At 71.7% G+C, this 5,677-nt stretch carries 3 protein-coding genes; all 3 read left to right on the top strand.

The features are described from left to right. A partial coding sequence (locus tag ACFV4F_RS42005; protein WP_380511060.1) for a polymorphic toxin-type HINT domain-containing protein occupies positions 1 to 2,595 on the top strand: 2,595 nt, incomplete at its 5' end. After that, a complete protein-coding gene (locus tag ACFV4F_RS42000; RefSeq protein ID WP_380511057.1) occupies positions 2,595 to 3,167 on the top strand; it encodes an Imm1 family immunity protein in 573 nt (190 codons plus the stop codon). The genes ACFV4F_RS42005 and ACFV4F_RS42000, both read left to right, overlap by 1 nt. 513 nt (positions 3,168 to 3,680) lie before the next feature. Continuing rightward, positions 3,681 to 5,627: a trypsin-like serine protease gene (locus tag ACFV4F_RS41995; RefSeq protein WP_380511055.1), complete on the top strand. Its 1,947-nt coding sequence runs from the start codon at positions 3,681 to 3,683 to the stop codon at positions 5,625 to 5,627. Positions 5,628 to 5,677: the final 50 nt, after the last annotated feature.

Raw genomic sequence — 5,677 nt, 5'->3', positions numbered from 1 at the left:
GAGACCGCCTCGGTCGGCACCGCCGACCAGGTGCGCGCGTTCCTCGCCACCGGCCAGTACCCGGGCAAGGACGACGACGACCGCGTCGCCCTCTCGCAGATCATGGCCACGGGTGGCCTGGGCGTGAAGGCCGCGGCCGGCAAGGCCCTGGACGGCACCATCGACGACGTCCGCGCCTTCCTGACCACCGGCCAGTTCAAGGCCCGCGACGACGACAACCGCGTCCAGGTCACCCAGCTGCTCACGACCGGCGGCCCCGAGGTCAAGGCCGCCGCCCAGGCCGTCCTGTCCGGCCCCGCCGACCGGCTGGTGCCGTTCCTGCAGAGCGGCCTGGCCAAGGCCCAGCAGCGCGACGCGATGACCGCCGCCCACGTGGCGACCATCCAGTCCTACCTCGCCACCATCGACGGCTCGGTCGCCCGGGCACGGCAGTACGCGGCCCAGGCCGCCCAGTCCTACGCCACCGCCCGCAACGCCGCCAACGAGGCCGCCGGCTACGCCAACCAGGCCGGCCAGTCCGCCCAGCAGGCCCAGGGCTTCGCCGCCCAGGCCGCCCAGTCCGCGCAGGCCGCCCAGGCCTCCGCCGCGCAGGCGGCCCAGTCCGCACAGCAGGCCCAGGCCGCCGCGGCCTCCGCCAACGCGGCGGCCCGCAGCGCCGGCTTCTCGGCGTCGGCGGCCACCAGCTACGCCGCCCAGGCCCAGCAGTTCGCGGCCGCCGCCAAGACCGCCTCCGACCAGGCCCAGGCCTCGGCCGCCGCCGCCAAGCAGAGCGCCGACCAGGCCGCCAAGGCCGCCGCCGACGCCCAGGCCGCCGTCTGGACCAAGCAGTGCGCCGACACCGTCGACGGCGTGCTGCAGGACCAGACCGCCACGGTCGACGCCCAGGGCCGGGTCTCCTACGTCGAGGCCGTCCCCCAGGACGACATGAAGACGGACCCGGTCAAGGACGACATGTCCCACTGCACCGCCGGTGACTACACCGAGGGCCGCAGCGGCATCATCATCAAGAACATCGACCCCAAGGTCTGGCACGACAACGGCAAGGGCGACACGGTCTGTGACGTCACGGTCAACGTCAAGATCACCGGCACCGTCAACTACGTGATGAAGACCTGCCCGGAACCGGGCCTGTCGATCGTCGCCTGCGCCGGCAAGTACAGCGTCTGGAACACCGTCGTCGTCAGCAGCACCCAGGTCAGCGACCAGCGCGACGAGACCGTCCAGCTGAGCTACACCGACTACAAGCTGCACTACTCGCCGCAGGCGCAGCTGGGCAACCTGCTGTACCACGCGCTGACCGACGACTTCGTCAAGTGCTACCACGACCCCGGCCTCAACGCGTCCTGCGCGTGGGCCGCGTCCAACTTCATCCCCTACGGCACCCTCGCCAAGGGCGCCAAGGCCATCGTCGCGTTCCGCTTCGCCCTGGAGACCGGCGTCGGCATCGAGGACGCCAAGCTCGCCGTCCAGGCGACGCTCAACGGCTACAGCCAGGCCGCCATCAGCAAGCTGACCTCCACGGCCGACATCGTCGCCAAGTTCCGCCAGACCCTGGCGGACGGCGTCGGTGCCGACGCGGCGCTGCAGGCCCTGAAGAACAACTCGGACATCGAGCGGGGCCTGGTCGACCAGCTGGGCGACGAGCTCACGATCGCCAACGGCGCCCGCGCGGGGTGCCCGACCAACAGTTTCCCGGCCGGCACCAAGGTGCTCATGGGCGACGGCACCACCCGGGCCATCGAGACCCTGCACGCCGGTGACGTGGTGCTCGCGGCGGACCCCGCCACGGGAACCAGCGGGCCCCGCCCGGTGAGCGCCACCGTCTACACCCCCGACGACCGCGACTTCACCGAGCTCACGGTCCGCGCCCCCGACGGCGGCCAGGGCGCGGTCACCGCGACCGACCACCACCCGTTCTGGGTGGAGTCGGCCGGCACCTGGACCGACGCCGGCGACATCCGCCCCGGCGACACGCTGCGCACGGACACCGGCGCCGTCGTCCAGGTCGCCTCGGTCCGCCACTGGACCGGCCTGGAGCCCGCCTACAACCTCACGGTCGAAGGCCTCCACACCTACTTCGTCCTCGCGGGCGACCGCCCGCTGCTGGTGCACAACAGCAGCCTGTGCCCGTCGCGGATCTGGCAGATCCTGCAGAAGCTCGGCCGGCGGCCGGGCGACGAGGGCCCGACCGCCGGGCAGGTGCTCCTGCGCGACGGCGACAACCTGGTGGAGTGGAAGGGCCCGGTGGTCAGCGGCAGCAACGGCGATCCCGCGACCGCGGCCATGGTCCAGGACATCAGCAACTGGCTCCGGCGGCCGGGTTCCACCGTTCCCCCGGTCCCGGGAAGCACGCTGATCTACCCGACCGCCGACCACGTCGAGACGAAACTCGCGTGGGTCATGGCACGGGACGACATCAAGTACGCGGAAGTCGTCATCAACAACGAGAAGGGGCTGTGCGGTCCCGCGTTCTCCTGCGGATACTCCGTTCCCGACATCCTCTACACTGACCAGATCCTGAAGGTCCGCTGGTGGAACAAGGCGGCAGGAAAGCTGGACGAGATAACGCTCTCAGGGACGAGGCCGCGCCCGTAATGATTCTTCACATGTCGTTCGACGGGGAAGACGCATATCCTTCCGGCCCCGAGGAAACCGACCGTCTGATCTCGGAGGCTTTCCGCTCCGTCAGCGTGAAGGAAGTCCGTGACGGGAAGTACGTCACGGGCGGCCAGGCCTCGTTCTGCTACACCGAGCCGCCGAAGAGGTTTCCCAGCACCTACCTCTTCGTCGCGGTCAACGAGCTGAGCGGCTTCGGCGCCCTCACCTGGTGCACGGACGGACAGGCCCCCCGGAAGGGCGGGATCTACGACCACGCGTGGATCTCCGACAACCCGGACCCGTCCGGGACGGACTCCCGGCTCGTCTCGGAGACGTACCACCCGAGGTTCCACGACCGGGCGAGCGCGATCCCGCTGCCCCTGGTCCGCGCGGCCGTCGAGGAATACTGCCGGTCCGGCACCGGTGAGCGCCCGGAATGCGTCGACTGGGTGAGCGGGGAGATCAGCGGCCAACGGCACGACCGCCCGCCGTTCGAGGACGAAGTGGTCCAGGGCCACACGGAGCCGAACTGGGACACCTTCTTCGACGGAGCCCCGCGGTCCGAATGACATCGCCGGGGCGGGGACATTCCCCCGCCCCGGCCGACAGGACTGTTCACCATCCCCGGAACACCGCGGCGGCGGCCCCCCCCCCGCCGCCGGCCCCCCCCCGCCGTGCTGTGTGGGCATGCCCGCGGGGGGCGTGCGCCGCTCACGCACCGGATCCGCATCGGGTCCGCACCGGGTTCCTCATCGGGTCCGCATCGGGTCCGCACATCGGGTCCGCATCGGGTCCGCGCCCGGGGGGCCGACTTGCGGAGGAAACGTCACCGAACCGTGATAATCCTGCGGCGGGCCGTCGCCCTCGCGTTCATCCGGAAATGTCCGCATTCGAACACCCGGGCCCCCGGACGGCCCGACCGCGTTTTTCCGTGCGGGGCTTGACCCCGGGTCAGGGGTGCGCCGGGGGTGCCCGCATGCTTTGACGTGCACAATTCCGCGACGATAGCTTCCGATTGATTCTTTCTTTGCCGGCTCGGGGGCGCTGGTTTCCCCTGGGCGTATCTCTCTTCTGGAGTGCCCGTGCGTACCGTTCGCAGACTGGCCTGGCCCCTCGGCGCGGCCCTTGCGATCCCCGTCGTCGCCGCCCCGATGCCCGCCGTGGCCGCCGATGCCGCCCCGCCGAGCGCGGTGGAGGGCTTCTCCTACCCCGACGCGGCGAAGGTCCTCGCCGACCGGAACATCACCCTGAAGACCGGCGACGGCCACATCGTCCTCGCCGACTGCGCCTCGGGCCCGGGTCTGGTCCAGCTGTTCAGCCGCGCCGCCAGCCCGAGCGAGGTCTGCTTCAAGATCACCGGCCCCACCGGGTACCTCGCCCTGGAGATCCCGCAGGTCTACAACATCAAGGGCGACGACCACACCATCAAGGCCACGCTGAACACCGCGGGCACCGTCAGCAGCATCGACGTCAACAAGAACGCCTGGACCCCGGTCGGCGAGGGCGGCACCAGCGGCTCCACCACGCTGCTGGAACTGACCGCCACCGACGGACCGGCCGCCCCGGCCAACACCGACTTCCCGGCCGTCGGCACGGTCACGGCCGGGCAGCCCGGCCGTGCCGACGCCCGTTCCTGCACCGCCACCCTGGTGGACCGTTACTGGGTGCTGACCGCCGCGTCCTGCTTCGGCGACCACCCGGCCGCCGGCGCGCCCGCGACCGCGAGCACCGCCACCATCGCCGGCCGCACCATCGCCATCGCCGAGCTGGCCCCGCGCGCCGAGCGCGACCTGGTGATGGCCCGCCTGACCTCCCCGCTGGACGGCGTCGCCCCCATCGCCGTCACCGGCACCGCCCCGGCGGCCGGGGACGGCCTGCGCATCCCCGGCTACGGCCGCACCGCCACCGACTGGGCGCCGCTCAAGCTCCACACCAGCGCCCACACCACCGGCGCGGTGAACCCCACCAGCATCGACACCGCCCCGGCCGCCGGCCAGGCCCCCGTCTGCCAGGGCGACACGGGCGCGCCGCTGCTGCGCGACCGCAACGGCACCCCCGAGATCGCCGCCGTCGCCTCCCTCTCCTGGCAGGGCGGCTGCCTCGGCACCCCCGCCACCGAGACCCGCACCGGCGCCACCTCCTCCCGCGTCGACGACCTCAGCGCCTGGATCCAGCAGGTGAAGGCCTCCCGTCCGGGCAGCCGGCTGTTCGCCATCGGCAGCGACAACCGGATATGGGCCAACGAGGGCTCCTACTCCACGAACGTGTGGGGCACCTTCGAGGCCGTCCCCCAGAACAGCGGCATCCGCCAGGTCAGCGCCGTGACCATGGGTACCACCGTGCGCCTGTTCGCCATCGGCAGCGACCAGCGCATCTGGAGCGCGAGCAAGGACGGCGCGAACGGCACCTGGAGCGCGTTCCAGATGGTGCCGGGCAACAGCGCCATCCAGCAGGTCACCGCCGTCGCCATGGGCGACAAGGTCCGCCTGTTCGCGATCGGCGGCGACGGCCAGATCTGGACCTCCACCGGCGACTACACCGCCGGCACCTGGAGCACCTTCCAGGCCATCCCCAGCAGCGCCATCAAGAACATCACCGCCGTCGCGATGGGCGACAAGGTCCGCCTGTTCGCCGTCGGCGGCGACGGCCAGATCTGGACCACCACGGGCGACTACACCGCCGGCACCTGGAGCACCTTCCAGGCCATCCCCAGCAGCGCCATCAAGAACATCACCGCCGCCACCATCGGCAACACCGTGCACCTGTTCGCCATCGGCGGCGACGACCGCATCTGGACCACCACCGGCGACTACACCGCCGGCACCTGGACCACGTTCAACGCCGTGCCCAACGCCGCCGGCGTCAAGCAGGTGGCCGCCACCACCATCGGCGACACCGCCCGCCTGTTCGCCATCGGCGCCGACGACCGCATCTGGACCGCCGACCAGAAGGCCGACAACAGCTGGACCACCTTCTACGCCGTCGCCAGCAGCGGCATCCAGGGCATCGCCGCCACCCCGGCCGGCTGACACCCGCACACCCATCGGGGGCGCGGCGGGGGCGGGGGGCCCCGCCGCGC

The organism is Kitasatospora sp. NPDC059722, from assembly GCF_042733235.1.
GTDB lineage: Bacteria > Actinomycetota > Actinomycetes > Streptomycetales > Streptomycetaceae > Kitasatospora.
Note: the sequence above shows the minus strand (reverse complement) of the source record. Positions and strands in the feature narration are given on the sequence as shown.